The organism is Megasphaera intestinihominis, from assembly GCF_040096415.1.
GTDB lineage: Bacteria > Bacillota > Negativicutes > Veillonellales > Megasphaeraceae > Megasphaera > Megasphaera intestinihominis.
Genome location: NZ_JBBMEU010000027.1, coordinates 1 through 22,616, shown reverse-complemented (window position 1 = coordinate 22,616; position 22,616 = coordinate 1). Strand labels below are relative to the sequence as shown.

Annotated in this window: 30 protein-coding genes; all 30 read left to right on the top strand. The window is 55.0% G+C overall.

From position 1 onward, the window contains the following. Positions 1-39 precede the first annotated feature (39 nt). The gene (locus WMO23_RS05880; protein WP_349173489.1) at positions 40-534 is read left to right on the top strand and encodes a hypothetical protein; all 495 of its coding nucleotides are present in this window, start codon (positions 40-42) and stop codon (positions 532-534) included. After that, entirely contained in the window at positions 531-1,886 is a 1,356-nt protein-coding gene (terL, locus tag WMO23_RS05875) for a phage terminase large subunit (RefSeq protein WP_349173487.1), read from the top strand. Before WMO23_RS05880 ends, terL begins: the two co-directional genes overlap by 4 nt. A gap of 14 nt (positions 1,887-1,900) precedes the next feature. After that, positions 1,901-3,271, top strand: a complete 1,371-nt coding sequence (locus WMO23_RS05870) for a phage portal protein (protein ID WP_349173486.1) — start codon at positions 1,901-1,903, stop codon at positions 3,269-3,271. After that, positions 3,243-4,763 (top strand): minor capsid protein, encoded by a 1,521-nt coding sequence (locus WMO23_RS05865; RefSeq protein ID WP_349173485.1) that lies wholly within the window; start codon positions 3,243-3,245, stop codon positions 4,761-4,763. The genes WMO23_RS05870 and WMO23_RS05865 overlap by 29 nt, the downstream gene beginning before the upstream one ends. Next, positions 4,760-4,993, top strand: coding sequence for a hypothetical protein (locus WMO23_RS05860; RefSeq protein WP_349173484.1), 234 nt, complete (start codon positions 4,760-4,762; stop codon positions 4,991-4,993). Before WMO23_RS05865 ends, WMO23_RS05860 begins: the two co-directional genes overlap by 4 nt. A 5-nt stretch (positions 4,994-4,998) precedes the next feature. Further along, entirely contained in the window at positions 4,999-6,099 is a 1,101-nt protein-coding gene (locus WMO23_RS05855) for a DUF2213 domain-containing protein (protein ID WP_349173482.1), read from the top strand. Between the two features lie 2 nt (positions 6,100-6,101). After that, positions 6,102-6,557 (top strand): structural cement protein Gp24, encoded by a 456-nt coding sequence (locus tag WMO23_RS05850; protein WP_349173480.1) that lies wholly within the window; start codon positions 6,102-6,104, stop codon positions 6,555-6,557. 18 nt (positions 6,558-6,575) lie between these two features. Further along, positions 6,576-7,538, top strand: coding sequence for a DUF2184 domain-containing protein (locus tag WMO23_RS05845; RefSeq protein ID WP_349173478.1), 963 nt, complete (start codon positions 6,576-6,578; stop codon positions 7,536-7,538). A gap of 18 nt (positions 7,539-7,556) precedes the next feature. Further along, the gene (locus WMO23_RS05840; RefSeq protein WP_349173477.1) at positions 7,557-7,859 is read left to right on the top strand and encodes a Rho termination factor N-terminal domain-containing protein; all 303 of its coding nucleotides are present in this window, start codon (positions 7,557-7,559) and stop codon (positions 7,857-7,859) included. Next, the gene (locus WMO23_RS05835) at positions 7,856-8,251 is read left to right on the top strand and encodes a DUF4054 domain-containing protein (RefSeq protein ID WP_349173475.1); all 396 of its coding nucleotides are present in this window, start codon (positions 7,856-7,858) and stop codon (positions 8,249-8,251) included. Before WMO23_RS05840 ends, WMO23_RS05835 begins: the two co-directional genes overlap by 4 nt. A 4-nt stretch (positions 8,252-8,255) precedes the next feature. Continuing rightward, the gene (locus tag WMO23_RS05830) at positions 8,256-8,696 is read left to right on the top strand and encodes a hypothetical protein (RefSeq protein WP_349173473.1); all 441 of its coding nucleotides are present in this window, start codon (positions 8,256-8,258) and stop codon (positions 8,694-8,696) included. A 4-nt stretch (positions 8,697-8,700) separates the two neighbouring features. After that, positions 8,701-9,069 carry a phage head completion protein gene (locus WMO23_RS05825; protein WP_349173472.1) on the top strand — a complete coding sequence of 123 codons (369 nt, stop codon included), beginning with the start codon at positions 8,701-8,703 and terminating at the stop codon, positions 9,067-9,069. Beyond that, entirely contained in the window at positions 9,056-9,706 is a 651-nt protein-coding gene (locus tag WMO23_RS05820) for a phage neck terminator protein (protein ID WP_349173470.1), read from the top strand. The genes WMO23_RS05825 and WMO23_RS05820 overlap by 14 nt, the downstream gene beginning before the upstream one ends. Before the next feature lie 13 nt (positions 9,707-9,719). Continuing rightward, complete coding sequence (locus WMO23_RS05815) at positions 9,720-10,799, top strand: DUF3383 family protein (RefSeq protein ID WP_349173468.1); 1,080 nt, start codon at positions 9,720-9,722, stop codon at positions 10,797-10,799. Between the two features lie 15 nt (positions 10,800-10,814). Then, positions 10,815-11,246, top strand: a complete 432-nt coding sequence (locus WMO23_RS05810) for a phage structural protein (protein WP_349173467.1) — start codon at positions 10,815-10,817, stop codon at positions 11,244-11,246. 15 nt (positions 11,247-11,261) lie between these two features. Next, entirely contained in the window at positions 11,262-11,789 is a 528-nt protein-coding gene (locus tag WMO23_RS05805) for a phage tail assembly chaperone (protein WP_349173466.1), read from the top strand. Beyond that, a complete protein-coding gene (locus WMO23_RS05800; protein ID WP_287056434.1) occupies positions 11,786-11,971 on the top strand; it encodes a hypothetical protein in 186 nt (61 codons plus the stop codon). The genes WMO23_RS05805 and WMO23_RS05800 overlap by 4 nt, the downstream gene beginning before the upstream one ends. Beyond that, positions 11,958-13,742, top strand: coding sequence for a tape measure protein (locus WMO23_RS05795; protein ID WP_349173465.1), 1,785 nt, complete (start codon positions 11,958-11,960; stop codon positions 13,740-13,742). Before WMO23_RS05800 ends, WMO23_RS05795 begins: the two co-directional genes overlap by 14 nt. 13 nt (positions 13,743-13,755) lie before the next feature. Continuing rightward, the gene (locus WMO23_RS05790; protein WP_349173464.1) at positions 13,756-14,565 is read left to right on the top strand and encodes a phage baseplate protein; all 810 of its coding nucleotides are present in this window, start codon (positions 13,756-13,758) and stop codon (positions 14,563-14,565) included. Further along, positions 14,562-14,909 carry a phage baseplate plug family protein gene (locus tag WMO23_RS05785; RefSeq protein WP_349173463.1) on the top strand — a complete coding sequence of 116 codons (348 nt, stop codon included), beginning with the start codon at positions 14,562-14,564 and terminating at the stop codon, positions 14,907-14,909. Before WMO23_RS05790 ends, WMO23_RS05785 begins: the two co-directional genes overlap by 4 nt. Next, positions 14,887-16,224: a phage protein gene (locus WMO23_RS05780; protein WP_349173462.1), complete on the top strand. Its 1,338-nt coding sequence runs from the start codon at positions 14,887-14,889 to the stop codon at positions 16,222-16,224. Before WMO23_RS05785 ends, WMO23_RS05780 begins: the two co-directional genes overlap by 23 nt. 15 nt (positions 16,225-16,239) lie before the next feature. After that, positions 16,240-16,791 carry a Gp138 family membrane-puncturing spike protein gene (locus tag WMO23_RS05775; RefSeq protein ID WP_349173461.1) on the top strand — a complete coding sequence of 184 codons (552 nt, stop codon included), beginning with the start codon at positions 16,240-16,242 and terminating at the stop codon, positions 16,789-16,791. A gap of 11 nt (positions 16,792-16,802) precedes the next feature. Next, positions 16,803-17,174, top strand: coding sequence for a contractile injection system sheath initiator (locus WMO23_RS05770; RefSeq protein ID WP_349173459.1), 372 nt, complete (start codon positions 16,803-16,805; stop codon positions 17,172-17,174). Further along, positions 17,164-18,606 (top strand): baseplate J/gp47 family protein, encoded by a 1,443-nt coding sequence (locus WMO23_RS05765; RefSeq protein ID WP_349173457.1) that lies wholly within the window; start codon positions 17,164-17,166, stop codon positions 18,604-18,606. Before WMO23_RS05770 ends, WMO23_RS05765 begins: the two co-directional genes overlap by 11 nt. Then, complete coding sequence (locus tag WMO23_RS05760) at positions 18,603-19,259, top strand: baseplate wedge 1 family protein (RefSeq protein ID WP_349173455.1); 657 nt, start codon at positions 18,603-18,605, stop codon at positions 19,257-19,259. Before WMO23_RS05765 ends, WMO23_RS05760 begins: the two co-directional genes overlap by 4 nt. Before the next feature lie 12 nt (positions 19,260-19,271). After that, on the top strand, positions 19,272-20,006 hold the full coding sequence (locus WMO23_RS05755; protein ID WP_349173453.1) for a hypothetical protein: 735 nt from the start codon (positions 19,272-19,274) through the stop codon (positions 20,004-20,006). A gap of 215 nt (positions 20,007-20,221) precedes the next feature. Then, positions 20,222-20,653 (top strand): hypothetical protein, encoded by a 432-nt coding sequence (locus WMO23_RS05750; protein ID WP_349173451.1) that lies wholly within the window; start codon positions 20,222-20,224, stop codon positions 20,651-20,653. A 230-nt stretch (positions 20,654-20,883) separates the two neighbouring features. Continuing rightward, positions 20,884-21,198 (top strand): hypothetical protein, encoded by a 315-nt coding sequence (locus WMO23_RS05745; RefSeq protein WP_349173450.1) that lies wholly within the window; start codon positions 20,884-20,886, stop codon positions 21,196-21,198. A 4-nt stretch (positions 21,199-21,202) separates the two neighbouring features. Next, positions 21,203-22,099 (top strand): hypothetical protein, encoded by an 897-nt coding sequence (locus WMO23_RS05740; protein WP_349173448.1) that lies wholly within the window; start codon positions 21,203-21,205, stop codon positions 22,097-22,099. Further along, positions 22,099-22,616 (top strand): hypothetical protein (locus tag WMO23_RS05735; protein WP_349173446.1); only part of this gene is annotated, 518 nt, incomplete at its 3' end. The genes WMO23_RS05740 and WMO23_RS05735, both read left to right, overlap by 1 nt.

Genomic DNA, 22,616 nt, shown 5'->3' with positions numbered 1-22,616 from the left:
AAAAAGTAAAGAAAAAATACATAGTAAGGAGGGACTGCCATGGCTGACAAGGCTTGGAACCGGCTTCCCGGCGAGACCGATAAAGCGTACCAGGCGTTCAAGGTATTCCTGGAGCTGGAAGACCGAACGATGGCGAATGTAGCGCGCAAAACGGGAAAGAAAACCATCGCCGCCATCAAGATCTGGAAAAAGAAATACAACTGGATAGAGCGGTCCGAAGCCTATGATTCGTACCAATTCAATCTGGAAATGGAAGAATTGGCCAGGGAACGCCTCAAGGTGGTGCAGCGCCATTTGCAGATTACTAAATTTGCAGAGGGGCGCATCCTGAAAGTCTTACAGAATAAAGACATCAGCGATGAAGAGTACGACACGCTCATGAATTACCTGTTACAGCTCATGAAATACGAACGACTTTGCGTAGGCGCCCCGACGGAATCGACCAACGTCGAGATGCACCACGACGGAGCCGTTTCGGCCACGGCGGTGCAGGTCTATTTGCCCGATAACGGGCGGGATGGTGACAAGAAATGATTATCAAACCACAGCCAGGGCCACAGGAAACCTTTCTTTCCTGCCCCGCAGACATTGCGATATATGGCGGCGCCGCCGGCGGTGGCAAAACGTACGCGTTATTGATGGAATGTTTGCGCCATGTGGACAATCCCAATTTCGGGGCCGTCATCTTCCGTAAACAGGCGACGCAGATCACCACGGAAGGCGGCTTATATGATACGGCGTTATCTATTTACTATCCCCTGGGAGCGGTATTCAAGAAAGTGCCGGCACTCATGTGCACCTTCCCCAGCGGGGCGAAAATCTCGTTCCGCCATCTGCAATACGAAAAGGACGTTCTTGGCTGGCAGGGGTCGCAGATACCGCTTATCGCCTTTGATGAGCTGACCCATTTCAGCGAGAGCCAGTTTTTCTACATGCTGTCCCGAAACCGGACGACGTGCGGGGTACGGCCCTACATTCGAGCGACGTGCAACCCGGACGCCGACTCCTGGGTCGCTGACTTCATTTCCTGGTGGATTGATCCGGACACGGGCTACCCCATACAGGAACGGTCTGGCAAGATTCGTTATTTCGTCCGCATCAGCGGGGAAATCATCTGGAACGACGACCGCAAGGCATTAGAAGACAAATACGGGAAAGACGCTGTCAAGAACGTATCGTTCATCGCCTCGTCCATCAAAGACAATAAGGTACTGCTGAAAGCAAACCCGGAATACCTGGCCAGCCTTAACGCCCTGCCAGAGGTAGAAAAGGAGCGGCTTTTATACGGTAACTGGAAGATACGGCCGTCCGGCGGCATGTATTTCAAACGGGAACAGACGAAAATCGTCAAGACGATTCCCGACAAAATCGTCGCCATTGCCCGCGCCTGGGACTTGGCGGCAACGGAAATCACGCCGAACAGCAAGGACCCGGACCGCACGGTCGGCGCCCTGTGTGCCCGACTGCGAAGCGGCCAGTATATTTTCCTCGACGTCGTACGGAAAGCCTTCATCTCGTCCGATGTCCGGAAGCTGGTGAAGAACACGGCCAAACTCGACCGGAGCATGTACGGCTGCAATAAGATTCTGATTCCCCAGGACCCGGGGCAGGCCGGCAAAGACCAGGCCCTCAGCTACATCCGGGAACTGGCTGGGTATGGCATCGAGTGCCACACGGTCAGCGGCGACAAGGAAACCCGTGCCGAACCGCTGGCCTCGCAATGGCAGAACGGCAACGTCCTGCTGCTCGAAGGCGGCTGGAACGACAAGTTCCTCGATGAACTCGAAGGCTTTCCCCTGGCCCAGCATGACGACCAGGTGGATGCGGCCGATGACGCCTTTAATGCCGTGGCCAAAGCCAACGACTGGAAAGCGCTGATTTCATAAGGAGCATCAAAACTATGACTGACATTCGGAGCGACGGGTTCTTTAACGCCTTCCTGGGATATGGAACCAGGCGGCGGGACCCGTTCACACATACGCATTTCCATAGCGGGCAGGTGGAATCCATAGCGGCCCGATGGCATGAATATGAAGAACTGTTCACGTATAACGGCATCGCCCAAAAAATCATCAAGATTCCGGCTAACGACGCCGTGCGGGCTGGCTTTACGCTGAACGACGGAGACAGTGAGCTGGAACAGAATAAGGCCGTACAATCCATCCTGGAAGATCTGAATTTCCAGAGCGTATTTTCCAAAGCCCTGTGCTGGGACCGCCTGTACGGTGGCGGCGTCGTGCTCATGCTGATTGATGACAGCGGGGAATTGCAAGATCCGCTGAATGAAAGCGCCATCAAGGGCATCCGTAAACTGGTCGTCTATGACGCCCAGGACGTCACGCCGGAATATGATTACCAAGACCCGAGCCATCCTTTATACGGGAAGCCGGAAACCTATACCATCGTAGGCTATAACGGCGGGGCCTTCTCGGTGCATGAGAGCCGCCTGCTCATTTTTGACGGGTCGCTCATCAGCAACCGGGAACGGCGCCAGCGCAATGGCTGGGGCGGTTCCATCATGGAACAGGTACGCGATAATCTGATACGGTTCGTGTCATCCCAGGAATTTTCCCTGATGGCCATGGAACGCATGAGCCAGTCGGTATTGAAGTTGTCCGGCATGGGCAACGTACTGAGCACCGACGAAGGCGAGAAGATCATACAGAAAAGGCTGCAGCTCATTGATATGGCCCGGGGGATGATGAACACCATCGCCCTCGACACGGAAGATGAATATAACATCGAGACCATCACCATGAGCGGCCTTTGTGATATGGTGGATAAATTCGAGACGGCCCTGTCGGCGGCGGCCGATATTCCTATCACGGTCCTTATGGGGCAAAGTCCGGGCGGCCTGGATGCCACCGGGGACAGCGACCTGGAGAACTATTACAACATGGTCGACCGCATCCGCCAGCGTACGTTAAAGCCGAAAATCAACCGCCTGCTGCATCTCTTGGCGCTGGCCCATGATGTGCCGCTGGCCCTGCCCGATGAATATACCATCGAGTTCGGGAAATTATGGAGCCCATCGGCGAAAGAAGAAGCCGACACGAAGATGGCCGAAGCCGAAGCCCGGGCCCGTGATGCGGCCACAGCGGCGCAGTATGTATCTATCGGGGCTCTCGATACCCAGGAGGTACGGGACAAGCTCGATGAAGGGGACTTCTACAAGTTGGACCGGAGCCTCGACAAGGTCATCGAAGAAGCCCACAGCACACCACCCAAGGGGGAATCCATGAATGACAAAGGAAATCGTTCCGAAGCGTAAAATCAGATACCCCATGGGGTTGGAACGGGATTATGCCAAACTGCTTACGGCCTATGTAGCTCGTAAGATGAAAGTGGTGGCGGCCTTCATCCCGGAGATGAAAACGGCCCTGCAATCGTCCAACACGACAGGGCACATTAACTTAGTCATCGACCAGATAGGCCAGGCCATGGAATCCGCCGACGTCCTGACAGGAACCATGCAGAAAATGGCCCGCCTGGTAGAAACTCATACGGAGAAAGAGGCAGACGCCGAATTCCGGAGCGTATTTTCCCTTTCGGCGCCGCTTCTCCCTGGGCCGCTAAAGAACCAGCCTGTCACAGACGTAGGGCGGCAGGATGCGGCCTCCCCGGATCTGGAAGAACTCAAGCGGGCCTGGGTAGACCAGAACCTCGACCTCATACGGAGCATCGATGGAGAGACGCTGGCACGCATCAAGCAGCGGTTAAACGACGCTATCATCTATAACAGCAATGCGGCCGCGCTCACTAAGTTCCTGGCCGAGGCCATCCAGGACATCGCCCACAATGAGACGAACCGGGCCGTGCTGATTGCGACAGACCAGATAGGCAAATTACACGGGCGCATGAGCCAGTACCGGCAGGAACAGGCCGGCATCACTCACTACATCTGGGAGACGGCCCACGATTCCCGGGTACGGCCATGGCATCGCACAAGGCAGGGGAAGAAATTCGCCTGGAGCGACCCGCCGCCCGACGGGCATCCGGGGATACCGATACGGTGCCGTTGTGTGGCCCTTCCGGTCATCGACGTCGATACCATTCCCATCCGGACCAAGGCGGGGACCTTCATTTCGCTGACAGCGAAAAAACTTACCTCAGCGCCGCCACAAGGCGAGGAAGAGGGAGACGCGAACAACTTATACCCCAAGACGTTGGGCGGAGCTTCACGGGGCGAAGAGATGACACACGCCGAAGCGGACAGTGGGAACGTCAATCCGCGGGTCAACTTCAGCGAGGCATACCGTAACAACTGCCAGGTCTGTGTCGTCGACTACGAGGCCCGGCGCCGTGGTTATGACGTCATCGCCAAAGGGTTCGAGGCCGGCGGCACGACGGAACGGTTGTCCCACAAGACCAACCTGGCCTGGCTGGACCCGGAAACCGGGGAAGCCCCGGCGTATATTCTTGATAAGGCCGTACATACGCCGAAACAGCTGGCCTCCTGGCTGCACCGCATGCTGGACCCGAAGGGGCGCTATACTATCGAATTCGCCTGGAAAGGCCGTGGCAGCATCGGCCATATCGTTTGTATTTCTAAGGATAAAGCAGGCGACCTGGTCATGTATGATCCCCAGCTCGACCGGATCTATACCGGCGACAAGGAAATACAAAGCTACTTCAAGCGGGCACGCTTCAAGCGGACCTTCTACGGCATTACGGTTTATACGCCGCCCCGGCTCCTGCGGGTCGATGACAAGGCGTTCAACGTGAAGATCGTCAACGATGTTCTGGAAAAGAGGAAGAAATGACCAATACGAACGACATGGCCAACGAATTCGCCGTCTATCACGGATACGACGGGGCTGAACACCTCTGCACCTGGAAAGGCTACGAGGTATATGAACCGATAGCCAAGAAAGAGCGCATCACCGGCCTACCTTACAAAATTCTGATACGGCAGGACGATGTAAGGTTCTCTACCGTCAATGAGACATTCGACATCATGGACGACTGTGACACGTACCTGGAAAGGGGGTGAGAAACATGATTCGATATGACAGGGTAGCGATTCATGCGACGAAGACCGACGAAGGGTTCATCCGTGATAAACCTATCGTCGGCCGTACGGGCATCTTAGAGTACCGTAACCCGGACGGAAGTACCCGGCGGGAATACCGGCCGCCGGAAGAAGCCTTTAACGTGGATTCCTTGAACTCGCTACAGGGGAAACCTATCACGATGGGCCACCAGGGCATGGTGACGAGTGGCAACAGCAACATCATTCAGCCTATCGGTACAGTCCTTTCCCCGGGCAGACAGGATAATAACAACATCGTGGCCGATGTAGTCATTTATCAGCTGCCGACCGAGGCCCGCGAACTTTCCTGCGGGTACAATCTCGACTTAGAGGAAACCCCGGGCGTGACGCCGAATGGACAGCCTTATGACGCCATTCAGCGGCACATCCGCTATAACCATGTGGCCGTGGTTCCCAAAGGCCGGGCCGGTATTGCCCGGCTGAACATGGACGGGGACCAGGAAATGGATTTTGAGGGGCACCAAGATACGACAGGAGGAACGAAGACAATGAAAAAAGTAAGACTCGACAATGGTATCGAATACGATGCGGCGCCGGAAGTAGCCGTATACGTTGACCAGCTGCGTGAAGACCATAAGAAACAGAAAGCCGAAATGGATACCTTGCAAGCCAAGTACGATGCAGCCGTTTCGGATTTGAAAAAAGTAAAGGAAGACGCCAAGCAGGCCGAAGAAAAAGCGAAAGCCGCTTTTGACCAGGCTGTCAGCGACCGCGTCGCCGTATTGAAGCGGGCCGACGCATTCGGCATCAAAGACGCCGAAAAGATGACCGTCCAGGAAGTCAAGAAAGCCGTCATCAAGAAGGCACACGGCGATGATTTCGACCTGGAAAATAAGAGCGACGAATACATCAATGCAGCCTATGACCTCGTGAAAGACACGAAGCAGGAAACCAAAGCCGGCAAGGCGGACGGCATCGCCAGCCAGGTCAAGACCATCAACCAGCCGAAAGAAAAGAAAAACGACGACGAAGATCTGGCCGTGGCCGAGGCTATGGAACAGCTGCGCAAAGACGAAGCAGACGCATGGATGAAGGAGGTTAAATAATTATGGCACAGAACAAACTTTTTACATGGTACGGCAATGAAGACCGCCCCGGTATCGCCGGTATGAAAGCCGACACGACGGTCGACGTCGTAGACAGCTATGCCGCTGAATCGCCCATCATGCCGGGCGACGCCGTGCTCCGTGGCACCGAAGAAGGTACGGTCAAATCCGTGACAGCTGCTACCGACGGCCCGGAGGTCATCGGCATCGCCTTACATAAACATTACGACCCGGAAATCGGCTGCTATCCGGCCGGCACCGCTGTCGATGTCATGACCAGTGGCGACGTATACGTTACCGCCGGCGGCGACGTACAGCCGGGCGATAAAGCCGATATTGCCATTGATGATGGTACGGTTGCCTTTACAAAATCGGGCGGCACGAATACCCTGCCGGGCATTACGTTCCTCAATTCCGGAGCTAAAGGCGACGTCGTCCGCATCCGCATCCGTTTATAAACAGGAGGTATGAACAACATGACCATGACTCGTTATGATGAAAAAGAAGCCAGATATTTGCAGAACGTGGCCGCTATGGACGAAGCTACGAGCGTATTCCTGGCCCGCCAGCTGACCCATATCCGTGCCCAGACGCTAACCGTCAAGAAGGCGCCCATGAATGCCTTCCAGGTATTCCCGGTACAGACGGACATTCCGGCCGGGGCTGAAAGCGCCGTCCAATACATCTATGACGCTGTCGGTATGGCTGAAATCATCAGCAACTATGCCGACGCCCTGCCTCGTGTTGACGTTGTCGCCAAGGAACAGGCCGTAAAGGTCTTCTCTATCGGCGACGCATACGGTTATAACTACCGCGAAGTCAAGAACGCCCAGTTCGCCAATATCCCCTTGAGCGCCCTCCGTGCCCAGCAGGCCCGCCGCGGCATCGACCTCAAGCTGAACAAAATCGCCTGGAACGGGGATAAGGGCCACCACATCACGGGCTTCCTCGATAATGAAAACATTTCGACGATTTCCCTGCCGGCCGACGGCACGGACTCCAAGACGGCCTTCAGCACGAAGACCTATGACAAGATGATCCGCGACATGAACGACATCATCGACGCCATCCCAACCGCTACGAATGAAGTAGAACAGGCCAATACGGTCCTGATGGCCCCGGCCGTCTATCGGGCCTTGGCGGAAACCCGCATCGATGACGCTCAGGGCACGACGGTACTCCGCTTCTTGCAGAGCCTGCACCCGGAAATTACCCGCTGGATGAAGGTCGGTGAACTCAAAGGCGCCGGCACCGACGGTTCGGATATGGTCGTCGCTGGTTATTTCGACCCGATGTACATCCGCTTGGAAATCCCGACCCGTTTCGACCAGCAGCCCGTGCAGTACCGCAACCTCGAATACGTCATCGATTGCGTGGCCGAAGCGGCCGGCGTTACGGTCACCATGCCGATGGCCTTTGTCAAAGCCCAGGGCTGTTAGTAGAAAGGGGAGGTCCCAATGATTCTGTTAAATAAAACGAGCCGTGCCGTCCTGTTCGGCGGCACGCTGCTCATTCCGCTGAAACCAACGACGGTCGACGGGAAATTGTCAGACGTCAAGAAAATGTATCCCGGTATTGCCGCCATGCTGGATAGTGGCGACATCGAAACGCTGACCAAAGCCGCCGCCGCAGAAGCTGAAAAAGAGCTGGCCGCCAAGACGATTGAGGAATTACAGGCCTACGCGAAGGAACAGGGCATCGACCTGGGGAACGCCTCGACCAAAGAGGACATCCTGGCAGCCATTGAGGCCGCGAAATGAGTGCCGTAAGTGACGCGGACCTGCTGAACACGGTCTACACGGTAGCCCCCGAATTCACCACGATGAACGACAGCGACGTCCTGCAAGTCATGGACCTGGCCAAGCTGTTCGTGAGTGAGAAGAAGTTCGGGAAATTCTACTCCGTGGCCCTGGCTGATTATACGGCGCACCTGCTGACACTGCGGGCCGAGACGGCCAACAGCGGCGGCATGAGTGCGACGCTGACGTCCGGCGGCATCGTCAGCGAAAGCGAAGGCGACCTTTCCCGCTCCTACGGGGCGGCCAATACGGGCGGATTTGGCAACGACCTGCTCAGTAAGACCGTATACGGGAAAGCCTACCTGCAATTATTGAAACTGGTCATCGTACCGGTCCGTACGCGGATGGGGTGAGGCTATGAGTGTCATCGATAAGGATATGGGGTATCAGACCATCATCACCAACTTGAGCCGTCTGGAAGGGACGGTCAAAGTCGGCATCATGGCCGAAGCAGGTAGCGAGAAAGATGGGGCCAGCCTCGTCGAAGTCGCTACCTATAACGAATTTGGCACGCAGCACATTCCAGCCCGTCCCTTTGTCCGTCAGACGACGGACAACAACCGTTGGGCCTGGGGAAGCATGGCGGCCCGGCTTGAGGACCGGGTGGCCCACGGGATGGACCCGCATCAGGCGCTGGAGATTCTCGGCAACAAGGCCGAAGGCGACATGAAAGCGACCATTGGCCGCGGCCATTTCGTCCCCAATGCCCCGAACACCATCAAGCAGAAAGGTTCGTCCCAGCCGCTGATTGATACCGGCCGCATGCGCAACAGCGTAAGCCATAAAGTGGAGGACTGATAGTATGGGATTCAGAAGACCCGTCACCATCGAGCGCACCAGCCTGGGCACTATCGACGATAACGGCCGATACCAGAAAGGCACGACGACCACGCTGACCATTCAAGCCAGTGTGCAGCCGTTGAGTATCCGTGAACAATCAACGATAGTTGGCCCTGACGGTGCCCGTAACGTGTCGTACGTCAAAATCTATACCGATACCCCGCTTATCCCACAAAGTGCGGCCAGCGGGCAGGGAGAGGCCACCAAGGCCGACGTCGTTCGGCATCTGGGCCGCCGCTTCCTGGTTACGCAGTGCGACGCTTATCAAAACGGCGTCATCAGTCATTACCGGGCTTATGCCCAGGAGGTGCTGACCGATGACGACACGTGACAAGATGGATTTCCTGCATGGCATCATTGCCGAGCTGTTGGGGCTTCCGGGGAAACAGGTCGTCTGGGTCAACCAGGACATGCCCCGCATCAAGCGGCCCTTTGCGACGCTCCAGTTCTACGGCGTTCATGGGGAAGCCAGTGAGGAACTGCGGCCGACAGGTCCTGGCAAGTATGACGTCCGGGTCCCGACATCGGCGACACTGGCCGTGCAGTATTTCGGCCCGGATGCCCTGGAACGCCTGGAGACGCTGGCCCGCGGGTTCGAGCGCCCGACGATTGCCGACCGCTGCTTTGCGGCGGCTGTCGTCGTGTATGACACGAACAACATCACCGACCTGTCGGCGCTCTTAGAGTCGCAGACCTGGGATGAACGGGCGAATATCGACCTGTATATCCGCTATAACCACGACGTCGACGACGAACCGGGCTACATCGAATCGGTTGTCATTGAAAGCCAGCTCCCCAAGAGCCAGCCAGATACGACGACTATCCCGTCTGATCCGGACAGCCCCGGGAGCAGTGGGAGCGGAGACACGGGACCCGATACCGGGAATACCGGTTCTGGCAGCACGACAGAGCCGGACACGCATGATTATTACATCGATACCGTCAAAGTAGACGGCACCACGAATTAAGGAGGACTGTTAAATGGCGAACATTGACCGCATTGTAAACGTCCAAATCGCCTTGAATACGACCGGCATCAGCAAGCTCGGCTTCAGCACGGTCATGGTCATCGGGCAACATACGCACGGCACGAGCCGCGTATTGACCTATACCGATACCGACCAGCTTGTCGATGACGGGTTCCAGACGACGGACGCCATCTATAAAGCCGTTTCGGCCTGTTTCTCGCAGATTCCAAGCCCGACACAGGTCAAGGTCGGGAAATGGAACAGCGAGGAAGACCTGCCTACAGCTTTGGCAGCTATCCGGTCGGAAGATGATGACTTTTATGGCATCGTTCTGGCCGACCGGACGGAAGCCAACGTATTGGCTATGGCCGAATGGACCGAAACGCATATGAAGCTGTTCATGACGGCTACCGGCGACGACAAGGTGAAAGACGCCTCGTCCACGACAGACATCATGGCACAGCTCCAGAGTAAGAATTATTACCGCACGGCTGCCTGGTATCATGCCAATGCCACAGACGAATATCCGGAAGCGGCGGTCATGGCCCGCTGCTTTGCTATCGACCCGGGCGGTGAAACCTGGGCGAATAAGAAACTAGCGGCTATTACAGCGGATAATCTGACCGAAACAGAATACAACGCCATTACCAAGAAAAACGGAAACACGTTCGAGAAATTCCGAAACGTATCCATTACCCAAAACGGCAAGGTGGCCGCCGGCGAATGGATTGACGTTATCCGCTTCCGTGACTGGCTCCAGGAAGAAATCCGTACCAACGAATTCTATCTGCTCATCAACTCGGATAAAGTACCCTATACCGATGTAGGCATCGCCATGGTGGAAACGGTGTTGCGCAAGGCTTTGGAAGATGGTCAGGCCGCCGGCGGCATCGCTCCGACCGAATACGATGAAGACGGGAACAAGAACCTGGGCTATACCATCGACGTACCGCTTTCTTCGAGCATCACGGCCAACCAGAAGGCCAGCCGTGTCCTGGAAGACGTGAAATTCACGGCCCGTCTTGCTGGGGCTATTCACGCTATCCGCATCAACGGGTCTTTTACTTATGACAACTTGTTGGAAAGCGCATAGGAGGTGGATTAACGAATGTCTGACGTATTGACGTACGACCCCAAGAAAAACATTATCATCTACGGCGGCCGACAGCTCACGGGCTTTGCTGAGGATGACATGATTACCATCAAGCCCCTGGGCGATGGCATGCAGATCTACAGCGGTGCCGACGGCGAAGTCGGCCGAAGCGTCGACCCGAACAGCACGTTCGAGGTCAAGGTCAGCCTGGCTACATCCTCGAAGAGCAACGACTATTTGAGCGAATGTTACAACAAAGACCGCCGCACGGGCAGCTATATGCTCCCGTTGACCATCAAGGACCTCAGCGGCTCGACATTGTTCTTTGCTAAACAGGCCTGGGTACAGAACTTCCCTGAATCGAAACGGGGCCGTAAAATCGACAACCAGGACTGGACGTTCAACACCGGCCAGGTAAACGACCCGGTCATCGGCGGCAACGATTAACGAGGAGGCTAAAGCATGAGTATCATTTATCAGGGCGGCGAAACGAAGAAGTGGGACCAGGGCCAGTATACCTTTGCTATCCGGCAGTTCCCGCCGTTCCACGCCATGAAAGTGCTGGGCGAGCTCCAGAGGGTGCTTGCCCCGGCCCTTGGCGGCGCTATTGGCGGTATCAAGCCGGAAACGCTGGACCAGGACACGAACAACGTCACCTTTATCGGCAACACCGTGGCCGACGCCTTGAACGGGCTGGCCCGCAGCATGGACGGCGACACGCTGGAAAAGGTATCTGCCATGTTATTGGACCCGGATTATGTCAGCGTCGCACCGCTTCACACGAAAGACTTCCAGCAGCTCGACGAAAGCGCCGTCAATGAGGTCTATAGCGGCCGCATTTTCGACATGATCGTATTGATGGTTCAGGTATTCAAGATCAACTATCTGGATTTTTCCAAGCTCTCGAGCGTCCCGACTGGAGTCCTCGGAACGTTGCGAGGGCTGAAGCAGCCATTCCAGGCGAATGTTCCGAAGAGTTCACGGAAATGACCTTCATCTACCGCGTACTGGATGCGGGCATGGTCACCATGACGGAGCTGAAAAGCGGCCTGGTGACCCTGGCCGACCTCGTCGGGATGACGCATTATCTCGACATGAAGAGTGATATCGAGTACGCGAACCTGAAGAAGTATGACAAGCCGGAAGGAGGTGGACGCCATGGTCGTCCGTGAACTGATTACCAAAATATCGTTTGCCGTCAATCGGGGCGGCCTGGATGCGGCCAATAACGGCATTTCCCGCCTCAAGCGGAGTCTGGGCGGCATCGGTGGGGCCAGTTCCATGGCCAGCCGCATGTTTGGCAACAGCGCGGCGAACATGGCCGCTTCTGCCACCAAGGCTGAAATGGGTATTTCCCGCATCAAGTCATCCGTCAACAGCCTCATGGGGTCCCTGGGGCCGCTGGCCGGAGCGATGGCCGCGGCTTTTTCCATCAGCGCCATCAAGAACACGGCCGATGAAATGATGAGCCTGGATGGCCGTCTCCGTTCCGTCACGTCGAGCGAAGAAGAACGGCGTGGCGTGGAAACGCAGCTGTATGAGTTGTCCCAGAATAACCGCAGTGCCCTGGCTGAAATGGGCGACCTCTATTTCAGTACGGCCCGGGCCTGCAAGCAGATGGGGCGGTCGCAAGAGGACGCCATGAGGACCACGGATATTGTATCTAAGGCCCTTACGTTAGGCGGCGCCACGACGGAACAGGCGAAAGCCTCTATCTTGCAATTAGGCCAGGCATTGGGGTCCGGCGTCCTGCAAGGCGACGAACTCCACTCCCTCGATGAAAATGCCAGCCTGCTCATGCAGCACATGGCCGAATCTATCGGCGTACCCCAAGCAGCCCTGAAACAGATGGGCAAGGATGGGGTATTAACGTCTGATATGGTCATCGACGCCATCCTGGCCAGCGGGGCGGCCATTGATTCCGAATTCAATGGCATCCCGCTGACTATTGGCCAAGCCCTGACTCAGGCCAGCAACTCGTGGAAAATATTTATTCTGCGCATCGAACAGGGGACAGGGGTATTTTCCGACATCGCTACCAGCCTGAGCCAGGTATTTAGAGAGATCTCCCAGGGTATGAACGACATCGTCACGATTATGTCGGGGCCGGGAGATACGGCCGACTCGATGGCAGCCTTTGAGAAAGCGAAAGAAGCCCATCCATATATCGTTGCTATTGGCGATGCCTTGAAGACGGTCTACAATCTACTCAACCAAATTGGCGAGGCCACGGGCATTGATAACCTCATCACAAAAACCATTCTAATTGCAGGGGCCGTCGGCATCCTGGCTGGCGTCTTTTCTGCTGTTGGAATGGTCGCGGGAGCCGTGGCTGGCGTCATCTCCGGCGTGTTCGGGGCCATCTCCGGCGCTATCGGATTCATTGCCGCGGCTGGCTGGCCTGTCGTGGCGGTCATCGCCGCCATTGCGGCCGCCATCTATTTCATAAAAGAACGTTGGGATGTCGTTATGGCATCATTTGCCCCTGGTCTTGAGATGATGAAACAGGGGCTTGCCTTCCTGGCCGACGCCTGGGAACGGATACAGCCATTTATAGAGGCGCTGATTCCTCCTATCAGGGTATTGGCTAATGGGATAGGGGTTACCATTGTTACCGCACTAGGGATGTTTTTTAGCACGGCTGCATATGTTTTTCGTGGAGTCGCCGCATTTATTGACACGGTAGCCTCTGGATTACAAGAATTAGCTAAATTTATAAACTGGTGTAGCGAGGGATTGGACAGCCTTATTAATAAGGCCAAGGATTTTTTAGGCATGGGCGGTTCCATTAGCGCCGAAGGGTCTGCCCTGGAACGGTTTGCTAACCAGGTCATCCCGACCGGGAACAGCTATTCAAATACGAATAATTATAAATTCACGAACACCTCCGTTGAGGATGGAATTAGGATTATAAACGGTACGAACTTTTCACCGTTTGGATAAGAGGTGAGACATTATGGCGTTTATGAGTGGCAGTAATATCAGCAGTATCGGCACCAGCCTGGCTGGTGGCTTGGCCGGCGGTTCGGGGTTCATGCCTCGAAGCAGTACGGGCGTCATCCCGGAGCCGACACAACCGGCCCAGATTGGTGACATGCTCGAATGTGACGTTATCCTGTCACGGGTCACGACGTTCGAGTCAGAAGTCACGCAGTTCCCCGTAGAGGACGGCTTTTCCATCTCAGACCATTGTATCCGCAAGCCGATGAAACTGACTCTTGAGGTATTGTTCACGCCGACGCCGGTCACCTGGTTCATGGCCGTATTAGGCGGTTCCCGCCACAGCTTGAACCGGGTCATGGATGCCATTATGGACATCTGGAAGAAAGGCGAACCGGTCACCATCAAACTCGTCGACGGCATCTATACGGATATGGTCATGACCAGCGCTCCCATGCCGAGGCGCTCCGAAGACGGGTATTGTTATAAGGCGACGCTGGAGTTCCAGCATGTGCGCCGGGTCACGCAGCGGACGGAAGACATCTCGGAAGACGGCTGTAATGCCGATGCCCAGGGAAAAGCCGGCCAGACCGGGAAAGACGGCGGTATGGCTGCCACTGAGGAAATCGGTACGGGCCTCCAGACCATCGACCCCAGTACCGTCGGAAATGCGTCCTCCGATGAAGATATTTGGACCCAGATTGCCACAGGCAGCGTCGACCTCAGCCAGTTCGGGGCCATTGGCGTCGGGCTGGAACATACGGCGGCCATGGCTACGGTATCCATTGCCCAGTCCATGGGCGGAATGGGGGCGGCGCTCTGGTGATTACGATTAGTACCTTAGATGCCAACTCGTTCGTTGAGTCGGTCATCCTGGACTCAATCCTCTACCGGTTCCGGCTGAATTGGAACGATGACGGCCAGTATTGGACGCTCGATGTCTGCAATAATGACAACTCCGAGCTGGTCCGCGGGATCGTCGTCGTTCCGAACTTCCCATTGCTCCATGCATACCGGCGCATCAAGGGCCTGCCTCCGGGTGAGCTGTTGGCCGTCGTGTCCAGCACGAGCATTTCGGACATTGGCCGCAAGGACTTTATTAGTGGCAAAGCTCGTCTGATCTACATGCCGAAGGAGGAATTGACGAATGTTGTGGAATCGGCAGTATAGGGTCAAGTTCCCAGGGATAGGCCTGGAATTTGCCAATACGCTCCGCATCTCTTTCGACATCACGAAAGACCTGTCGAAGAATACGAACAAGGGGAAACTGACCCTTTGGAACCTGAGCGATGAGACCCGGCATAAAATCAACGTGCCCGATACCAAGGTCGAGCTCTATGCTGGGTATAAGGACAACGGCGGGGCCGTCCGGCTCTTTGTCGGGTCGGTCATCAGCGCCCAGACAAAAGACGACGGGAAGGACGTCACGACGGAACTGTCGCTCTCCGATGGTCAGGCGGCCATTCGGGATACGGCTTTTTCTCTATCATTTGCGCCGGGGACTCCGGGCAATACTATCATCCAGTACATCGCCGATGAAATGGGCCTGCCCCTCGTGTGGGGCGACGGCGTCCAGTTCGGCACATTCAAGGATGGGTTTTCCTTCGTCGGCATGGCCGCCGATGCCCTCGACGCTATATGCTACGGTTCGGGCGTCAAATGGAGCATCCAGAACGAAATCCTTCAGCTCATCAAGGAAGGTGGCACGGTCAGCAACAAAGGGCTGGTCTTTGCCCCGGATAGCGGCCTTATCGGGAGTCCGGAATGGTATACCAAGGCCAACTCTCAGCCGAACACGGCGACACCTAAGCGCAAGCGCAAGCAGGCCGAGAATACGGACCCGTCGACGGCCTCGTCGGGCTGGAAAGTCAAGACGCTGCTGTCGCCGACCCTCAACCCGGGCGACCTGGTCAAGGTAGAATCCCGTTACGTCGAAGGCTGGTTCAAAGTCCAGTCGGCCCACCATACAGGAGATACTTATGGCGACGAATGGAACAGCGAACTCGATTTAGTAGACCGGAACGCCACGCTCCGGTCCCCTGAAAGCGACGCGGCCAGCAACACGGCCGTCTATGGGAATGGCGGGACAAGCGGCGAAGTCAGTACCAACGTCGACGCCGGGTGCGAAGCCGTGGCCGAAAGCCAGGGCACGTATATCCCCGATGGCTGCGTTTACCGTGTTACAGAAGCCGGGTCCTACTATTCGCCATTCCTTAAACAAGAGTACGACGCCCACCAGTGGGGCGTCGATGGCCTTTGTGCTGATGCGGGAGATAACTACATCCCATACGATTACAGCCAGCTCGAAAAGGGCGACGTCATCGTTTTCTATAACGACGACCACAGCGAAGGGCATGTCGGGATATACGACGGCAATGGCGGCATGTGGCATAACAGTTTTAATAAACAATGTTGGTATCATGCTGGCGACACTGACATGGGCGACCAGTATCCACAATACATCATCAAAGCCAGCCAATGCTAAGGGAAGGTGGTTTTTATGCAGTCATCGAATGAATTACGGGACATCGTCAATGGTTGGATAGATGGCAGCATCAGCAACATTCACACGGCCATGCCGGGGAAGATTATCGACTATGATGCAAGTATCTGTCAGGCCAGTGTGCAGCCGGTCGGCAAATTCAAGATACAGGACGGCCGGAACCTGCCATTTCCCATCGTGCACCATGTGCCGGTCATCTTTCCCAGCGGCCTCGGCGGCACGGCCGGCGTCACGGTTCCTTTACGAAGCGGCGACGGCTGTCTGTTGGTCTTCTCGGAGTCCCAACTGGACGACTTCTTGAACGGCGGCGACAGTGATAACGAACGGTGCCACAGTCTCAACGACGCCATTTGTATCCCTGGCCTGTATAACCGGGGATGCCGGTCGGCCAGCCCGTCCGACGTCTGCCTGTTCAACGGTGGCGTGAAGATGGTCATCAGCGCCGGCGGTATTACTGTGACCGGCGGTGACCTGGTCGTTGAAGGCATTTCCGTCACGAAGCATACTCACACCGGAGACAGCGGCGGCACGACGAGCGCACCGAAATAGGAGGCATGGACATGGCCTATGATTTAGCAATGAACGTACAGACGGGCGACCTGGTCGTCCGGAACGGCGATCTGATGATCGTCAACAATGGGGAACGGGTCGCCCAACAGGTACTCATCACGCTGCGGGAATGGCTCGGCGAATGGTTCCTGAAAACGAGCGACGGCGTTCCCTATCTCGAATATATCTTAGTCAAGAACCCCAACGAGGCCCACGTCCGGCAAGTCCTGTCGGAGGCCATTCAGAGCGTTGAGGGGGTCAAAGGCGTCACGGAGCTCGAATTTGCGTTCAATCGCATTCTGAGGACGCTTACGGTATCCTACGAAATCGATACCGATTATGGATTCATCACAAAGAAGGAGGTGCTGGGATATGGCAGATAGTGAAAACGTTTACGGTCTGACCCGTGACGGCTTCCGACGGAAACGGCTGCCGGAAATCCTGTCCGACATCAACCGCCGGGTATCGGACCGGCTGGGTGTTGAAATCGAGACCGGGAGCAACAGCCTGTTCGGCCAGCTCCACGGCGTCTTTGCATACGAAATCGCCGACCTGTGGGAGCAGGCCGAAAACACCTATAACGCCATGTATCCGAACACGGCCACGGGCGTCAGCCTGTCCAATGCGGCGGGCCTGGCGGGTATCTCAGCCATTTCCGGCACACAAAGCCGGCTACTGGCTACCTGCTATGGTGCCAGCGGCACGGTCGTCCCCTATGGGGCGCAGATATCCAGCAGTAACGAAAACGGCAGCTACTGGGAATGTATCGCCACTAACGCGTCCATCTCGAAAGAAAATGCCTGCTATGCCGCATATAGTATCAGCAGTGCTGTGAGTGCCGGGACGGTTTATACGCTGACTATCAATGACAAGACGGCCAGCTATACCGCCGCCTCCGGGGATATGGCCAGCAAGGTGCTGAGTACCCTGGCAAAAAGCTTTACCGGCGTCACCTACTCGATTGACAGCGGGATTCTGTCCATACGGACGACGACCAAAGGGGAGACCTTTGCAACGGATGCCCAGAATGTCACAATCAGCTCTATCGGCACCCCGATTCAATTCCGCTGCGTGACGGTCGGGGCTGTCAATCCGGACATCGGCACCATCAACCAGATTGTCACCTCGATTCCCGGCTGGGCCGGGGTCTTGAACCAGTACGCCGCATCTGTCGGCCAGGATGCCGAAACCGATACCCATTTGCGGCAGCGCTGGAACCGGTCACTCTTTAGCCGCGGGTCCACGAATATTGATGCCATCGCCGAAGCCCTGGCCGATAACGTGACCGGCGTTACGACATCCAAGGTATATGAGAACCGGACCGATGCGACCGATTCAGACGGCAGACCGCCGCACTCCATCGAGGCCATCGTAGAAGGCGGGGAGAATGACGACATTGCCCAGGTACTCTGGAAAACGAAAGCCGGCGGCATTGATACCTACGGCGCGGAACACGGCACGGCTATTGATGCCAACGGCACCGAACAGACACTGTATTTTAACCGTCCGTCGCCGGTCAAAATCTGGCTGAAGGTCGTCATTAGCGAAAACCCGGACGAAACGCTGGCTCCGGCAGCCGTACAGAATATTGCCACGGCCTTGCTGGCTAAAGGGCAGGAGCAGACCATCGGCGAAGATGTCATCTTACAGCGCTATTTCTCGACGATTTTCAAGTCCGCTTCCGGCGTCGGGTATATCAGTCTGACCGCCACGACCGGCGACACGGCCGGGAGTTATTCTACAAGCAATATATCCATTACGCCGCGGCAGATTGCCGTCTTTGATGCGGCCCGTATCGAGGTGACGAAACAATGACCCATACGGAACGCATGATTTCGCACTTGATAGGGCAGTTCCAGGATAAACCCGTCATTCAGGCCGAATTAGATGCTCTTGGTGCAGAACTGGACGCCTTGCGGAGCGCCTTTGATAATCTAAGAAATAAGCGTTGGATAGATACCGGCGAAGGGGTACAACTCGACGGCATCGGAACCATCGTGAACCGCGACCGAACCATTCAGGATTCCTTACAGCTTGAATTCTTTGGGTTCAGCGGTCAGGATAACAGCCAGACGTTCGGCGTCGGCCGTTTCCGCGGCATCAATGAAAACTGGCTGGCCAGTACCCGGTTGGAAGATGATGACTATCGGAAAATCCTATGGCTCAAGGTCTTCTATGATTCCTCCCAGGCTACCGGTGATGAGTTAATCCATTGCCTGCGTGTCCTGTTCAATGCACAGAATATCATCCTGCACGAGGTCGGCAACGCCAGAATCATCGTCGGCATCGGACGTCGGCTGACAGCGAATGACATACGCCTGGCCTGGACACTGCATCTCATCACCTTGGGCGGCGGCATCGGCTTGCTGGCTGTCGAAATGTTCGACGCGGACTATTTCGGATTCCTTGGGCAGCCGGGTGCTAAGACATTCGGCGTCGGAAGCTGGGCGACAACCATCGATTTATAAGGAGGAGATACCATGGCAACACCTGATTTTACAAAAATCTGGGGTAGCAACGTCGCCACCAGCGACCGCTACACCTTCACAGACAGCGACTATTTACAGGGCTGGGCTTATGTCGGGTCCGTCCCGCCGGCCCGTGAAGCCTTTGATACGCTTTTCCGGGACATCGACACGAAAATGGCGTACCTGAACGACGAATTAAAAAATCAAAGCGACGCAGCCAATGAACACGATGCAAATGCAGCGGCTCATAATGCTATGGCGACTACGGCTGATGACACACTTGTCCCGACGTCTGATACAAACACTATCCGGGACCTGGTAAGCAACCTAGCAAACCGCATTAAAGCTGCTACCGGGGCTGGTGGTTGGAAAGAAGCACCGGCGGCGACCCTTGCAAGCCTGAGTACGATGATTGCAAATCTTGCGACGGGGGCAGACGTAACATGGGACGGGAAAAAGTTTACAAATCATCGTCTCGGCATCACCGGGCTAATGGACCAGAACGGCTACATCTGTTTTGGGCCGAATTGTGGGAACCTAATTATACAGTGGGGATATGAAATTAATGTTAAAACAGGAAATATCACGTATCCCATATCCAGCGAAACAGCGTCTATCGCTTTGGCTACAGCTACATCCTATTCTGGAAATGCAGCATCAGTTACCACATCTGATTGCAACAAGGATGGTTTTTTATTTTTTATGGATTATACGACCAACTTTAGATGGACCGCATTATGCTGGTAGACAGTGGGGATTAATACCAAATAATACCGCTGCCGTTGGAAAGTAAACAGTGGGGATTGACTACATATAACAATAATCCAAATGGTCAAGAAATAACGCCTGCAATTGCATTTAGTACATATTTTGCAGGTAGACAGCGCTGTATCTTTAGAAACATCTGCGTCCGGAGGCCTGGCAGTAAACCACCTCATTTTATAAGATAAGGAGATAATAACATGAAAGATTATTTGATTCAGTTCGGATCCGACGGGCGGCGCAAAACAACGTACGCCAGTGGGGTCCATTACTATGTAGACAAGCAAGGAAAAGTCACGGACGGTAGTATCAAAGTGCAGGATTTAGTAGACAAGGGGTTTATTTTTGTCAATGCAAATGATTATAATAATTTACTCGGGAATAATTCGGAACACAAGGAATACTGCCGTCAGTCGGACGGAACATTTGCCCCATATATCCCGCCCGAACCGACCGAAGCCGAAAAGAAAGCGGCAACAATCAGCTCCATCAAAGCGGAATACAATGCTCAGCTCGACGCCATGATCACAGCCCGCGTCAAAGCGGCTATGCTGGGTGCTGATACCTCGAAAATTGACAGCCAGTATAAAAACACACTTGCCAATATGGCTGCGGAAATCAAGAACGCATAGGAGGGATGAAACATGGAATTTTGTGAATTTTGCGGGAACATCTTAAACGACGATGGGCGCTGCCCTTGGGCGGATTGTCCTCATAATGCTATCTTGGACGTTATGGCCGCCGCCGAAGCCGCTGACAAGCAGACTAACACAACAGAGACAACCAAGCAGAACGGGGGCACGTGATGGAATCGCTGGTACAGATGCCCAGCTTGATGATCTGCAAGAAAGGGTGAAATAAGATGCTGAAAATTATCGGCAGCAACATCTATCATATCCGCGGAGATGCGGACAGCTTTGACGTAAATCTGACGCAGGAAGATGGCTCGGACATCGGACCTTATACTGCCGTTTTTAGCGTCAAGAAAAAAATCACCGATGCCGGGTATGTCTTCCAGGCCCACGTCCAAAACGGCGTCGTGTCGCTAACACCTGACCTGACGGCCGATTTGGAGGCCGGGGACTATGTCTGGGACATCGAGGTCCGGACCCAGGACGGCTGGGTACAGACTGTTGGGCCGGGTATTTTTCGGGTCATCGCAGACGTAACGAGGTGATAAGATGGCAATACTAAAAGCTAAACTGAGCAGCCGAGGCCCGCAAGGCTACAGCGCTTATAACATTGCTGTACAGCATGGTTACACGGGCACGGAAGACGACTGGGTCAATAAATGGATCCGGGGAACGATTGTATCTGTCACGACCGGCTCAGAAAATAACCTGGTCATGACCGACATTAACGGCAATGTTTTCTCTGTCCCTGTACCCAGCCTGAGCGAAGCAGCTGACTCTGCGGCACAGGCCAAACAGTCCGCTACCGATGCAAGCGCATCTGCCAAGGCGGCTTCCGGATCTGCTACGGATGCCAGTGCAAGTGCTACAGCGGCAGCTGAGAGCGCCAGCGCGGCGGCTACGTCTGAGACTAATGCGGCGGCCAGTACCACATCCGCAGCAAGCTCTGCGACGGCGGCAGACATCAGTAAAACGGATGCCCAAACCGCAGCTGCTAATGCGGCTTCTTCTGCCTCTGATGCGGCAACCAGTGCCACAAATGCAAAGACAAGCGAAACCAATGCCAAGGCTAGTGAAATTGCTTCTGCTACAAGTGCTGATAACGCTCATGTTTCCGAGGTTAATGCAAAGACTAGTGAGACAAATTCCGCCACGTCAGCCTCTAATGCAAAGACAAGCGAGACCAATGCTAAGGGCTCTGCAACTAACGCTAGTACCAGTGCGACGACAGCTCAAAACTGGGCTGTTGCAACAGATAGTCCGGATGGGGCCGAAGATACAGATAGTGCTACTGGCAAGACGCAATCTGCTAAATCGTGGGCCCTGGCGGCTAAAACGTCGGCGGCATCGGCATCGGCGCATCTTGAAGAAATAAACCGCCCTGTTTACTATCTCGATAGCGACGGATGCTTATGTGAAAAAATATTTGTAGAGGTGACTGAATAATGGCAACAACAACATTAACTGATTCCCAGCGCGTCCCTGTTTTGTCCGAGCAGAAAAAGCAGACAGAGTATATGCAAGTCATGGCCAATTCGCTTGATAAACTTGCACAATCGGCATGGAAAGATAATGGCAGTCTGGATAACTACATCGTAACGTTGTTGGATGGAACAAAAGAAAAGTATGAAGCCGTACAAAAAGCATGGTTTATCCAAAACGGCGCAGAAACAGCAGATAGCACGACGCTGACGTCATTAATGGACCGCTGGTACACTATTACACGTAAACCGTGGAACGGATGGACGCGCTTTTACCATATCGACGTGTCGTCCAATACAACGGGTGAAAAAATGGGTGATTTAAAGGGGATGACTTTAGTACCGTCTACGGATACCGTGGCTGGGCAGGACGATTTCGCAGGCAACCCGCTTTTTGCCGTTACGAAAGTCAACTGGACCATGGCGAACAGCCAGCCAGTCATTACTGCCATCGAGGGCATTTCGCCAGATTTCGAGATTGA

What these genes read in the sequence shown, in the direction of transcription:
- WMO23_RS05810 (WP_349173467.1), top strand. Translation starts at nt 10,815, where the DNA reads ATGTCTGACGTATTGACGTACGACCCCAAGAAAAACATTATCATCTAC.
- WMO23_RS05765 (WP_349173457.1), top strand. Translation starts at nt 17,164, where the DNA reads ATGGCAGATAGTGAAAACGTTTACGGTCTGACCCGTGACGGCTTCCGA.
- WMO23_RS05845 (WP_349173478.1), top strand. Translation starts at nt 6,576, where the DNA reads ATGACCATGACTCGTTATGATGAAAAAGAAGCCAGATATTTGCAGAAC.
- WMO23_RS05815 (WP_349173468.1), top strand. Translation starts at nt 9,720, where the DNA reads ATGGCGAACATTGACCGCATTGTAAACGTCCAAATCGCCTTGAATACG.
- WMO23_RS05820 (WP_349173470.1), top strand. Translation starts at nt 9,056, where the DNA reads ATGACGACACGTGACAAGATGGATTTCCTGCATGGCATCATTGCCGAG.
- WMO23_RS05825 (WP_349173472.1), top strand. Translation starts at nt 8,701, where the DNA reads ATGGGATTCAGAAGACCCGTCACCATCGAGCGCACCAGCCTGGGCACT.
- WMO23_RS05795 (WP_349173465.1), top strand. Translation starts at nt 11,958, where the DNA reads ATGGTCGTCCGTGAACTGATTACCAAAATATCGTTTGCCGTCAATCGG.
- WMO23_RS05805 (WP_349173466.1), top strand. Translation starts at nt 11,262, where the DNA reads ATGAGTATCATTTATCAGGGCGGCGAAACGAAGAAGTGGGACCAGGGC.
- WMO23_RS05760 (WP_349173455.1), top strand. Translation starts at nt 18,603, where the DNA reads ATGACCCATACGGAACGCATGATTTCGCACTTGATAGGGCAGTTCCAG.
- WMO23_RS05740 (WP_349173448.1), top strand. Translation starts at nt 21,203, where the DNA reads ATGGCAATACTAAAAGCTAAACTGAGCAGCCGAGGCCCGCAAGGCTAC.
- WMO23_RS05745 (WP_349173450.1), top strand. Translation starts at nt 20,884, where the DNA reads ATGCTGAAAATTATCGGCAGCAACATCTATCATATCCGCGGAGATGCG.
- WMO23_RS05780 (WP_349173462.1), top strand. Translation starts at nt 14,887, where the DNA reads ATGTTGTGGAATCGGCAGTATAGGGTCAAGTTCCCAGGGATAGGCCTG.
- WMO23_RS05775 (WP_349173461.1), top strand. Translation starts at nt 16,240, where the DNA reads ATGCAGTCATCGAATGAATTACGGGACATCGTCAATGGTTGGATAGAT.
- WMO23_RS05830 (WP_349173473.1), top strand. Translation starts at nt 8,256, where the DNA reads ATGAGTGTCATCGATAAGGATATGGGGTATCAGACCATCATCACCAAC.
- WMO23_RS05880 (WP_349173489.1), top strand. Translation starts at nt 40, where the DNA reads ATGGCTGACAAGGCTTGGAACCGGCTTCCCGGCGAGACCGATAAAGCG.
- WMO23_RS05835 (WP_349173475.1), top strand. Translation starts at nt 7,856, where the DNA reads ATGAGTGCCGTAAGTGACGCGGACCTGCTGAACACGGTCTACACGGTA.
- WMO23_RS05755 (WP_349173453.1), top strand. Translation starts at nt 19,272, where the DNA reads ATGGCAACACCTGATTTTACAAAAATCTGGGGTAGCAACGTCGCCACC.
- WMO23_RS05850 (WP_349173480.1), top strand. Translation starts at nt 6,102, where the DNA reads ATGGCACAGAACAAACTTTTTACATGGTACGGCAATGAAGACCGCCCC.
- WMO23_RS05870 (WP_349173486.1), top strand. Translation starts at nt 1,901, where the DNA reads ATGACTGACATTCGGAGCGACGGGTTCTTTAACGCCTTCCTGGGATAT.
- WMO23_RS05865 (WP_349173485.1), top strand. Translation starts at nt 3,243, where the DNA reads ATGACAAAGGAAATCGTTCCGAAGCGTAAAATCAGATACCCCATGGGG.
- WMO23_RS05800 (WP_287056434.1), top strand. Translation starts at nt 11,786, where the DNA reads ATGACCTTCATCTACCGCGTACTGGATGCGGGCATGGTCACCATGACG.
- WMO23_RS05790 (WP_349173464.1), top strand. Translation starts at nt 13,756, where the DNA reads ATGGCGTTTATGAGTGGCAGTAATATCAGCAGTATCGGCACCAGCCTG.
- WMO23_RS05855 (WP_349173482.1), top strand. Translation starts at nt 4,999, where the DNA reads ATGATTCGATATGACAGGGTAGCGATTCATGCGACGAAGACCGACGAA.
- WMO23_RS05770 (WP_349173459.1), top strand. Translation starts at nt 16,803, where the DNA reads ATGGCCTATGATTTAGCAATGAACGTACAGACGGGCGACCTGGTCGTC.
- WMO23_RS05860 (WP_349173484.1), top strand. Translation starts at nt 4,760, where the DNA reads ATGACCAATACGAACGACATGGCCAACGAATTCGCCGTCTATCACGGA.
- WMO23_RS05840 (WP_349173477.1), top strand. Translation starts at nt 7,557, where the DNA reads ATGATTCTGTTAAATAAAACGAGCCGTGCCGTCCTGTTCGGCGGCACG.
- terL (WP_349173487.1), top strand. Translation starts at nt 531, where the DNA reads ATGATTATCAAACCACAGCCAGGGCCACAGGAAACCTTTCTTTCCTGC.
- WMO23_RS05750 (WP_349173451.1), top strand. Translation starts at nt 20,222, where the DNA reads ATGAAAGATTATTTGATTCAGTTCGGATCCGACGGGCGGCGCAAAACA.